The organism is Lactobacillus sp. UMNPBX17, from assembly GCF_002553735.1.
Classification (GTDB): Bacteria; Bacillota; Bacilli; order Lactobacillales; family Lactobacillaceae; genus Lactobacillus; species Lactobacillus gallinarum.
The window spans coordinates 1-1,063 of sequence record NZ_PCYT01000154.1 but is presented as its reverse complement, the minus strand read 5'-3'; the positions used below and the strand labels follow the sequence as shown (position 1 = coordinate 1,063).

Below are 1,063 nucleotides of genomic sequence, written 5' to 3'. Positions count from 1 at the left end.
AAAATAAAAAGTCCATTTGGACCTGTTTGATAGAATGTTAATAACCACAAAAACATCTATGGAGGTCAAAATGGACTCACTACATTCTATCATGGACAAGCGTAAAAAAGGAACACATCTATCGCTTGAAGAGCGGGTTATTATTCAAACTCGTTTGAAAGATCATTGTTCTTTGCGTTCCATCGCTCGAGAAATTGGCTGTTCCCCTAGTACAATTCACTATGAGATCAAACGAGGGGCTGTTAAGCTGTATCACGGTAAAGTTAAACGTTATAAAGCCCAACAAGGTCAGAGTGTTTATCAAAACAATCGTCGATACTGTGGACGCAAATCGGATTTTCTTAAGAAGCATAAGTTTATTGATTACGTCCAACAGCACTTTTTTGAAGATGGCTGGTCGCTCGACGCCTGCAGTAATCGCTGCACTGCTGTAGGGGAATTTACCAGCAACGATATTGTCTGCACCAGGACGCTTTATAATTATGTCGATCAAGGCTTGTTAAACATCCATAACTATGATTTGCCAGAGAAACTCAAGCGCAATACCAAAATTCATCGCATTCGTAAAAATAAGAAGAAGCTAGGCCGCAGTATTGAACAACGACCACAGGAAGTTAATAAGCGTGATGTGTTTGGGCATTGGGAATGTGATCTTGTTTTAGGCCATAAGACCAAGGACGACGAAGTGCTGCTAACTTTGTCTGAACGCATGAGCCGTGAGTTCCTAATTATTAAAATCCCAGATAAAACAGCTGCCAGTGTAATGAATGCCTTTAAAAGTCTGCGCAAGCAATACAGCGAGCATTGGAACGATATCTTTAAAACTATTACGACTGATAATGGTTCTGAATTTGCGGATCTATCTCAGCTGGAAGATATTTCCAAATCACTAGTTTATTATGCTCATCCATATACTTCTTGTGATAAAGGCACTGTAGAGAGGCATAATGGCCTTATTCGCAGATTCATTCCTAAAGGTGACTATATTCATAACTACTCTCTCCAACAAATCATTGACATTGAAACTTGGTGCAATTCATTGCCAAGAAAGATCTTGGCTTAT

At 39.4% G+C, this 1,063-nt stretch carries 1 protein-coding gene; it reads left to right on the top strand.

Annotation, left to right across the window (positions count from 1 at the left end; genetic code table 11):
* Nucleotides 1-70: 70 nt before the first annotated feature.
* On the top strand, nucleotides 71-1,063 hold a 993-nt coding region (locus CP368_RS10060), incomplete at its 3' end, for an IS30 family transposase (RefSeq protein WP_098046058.1).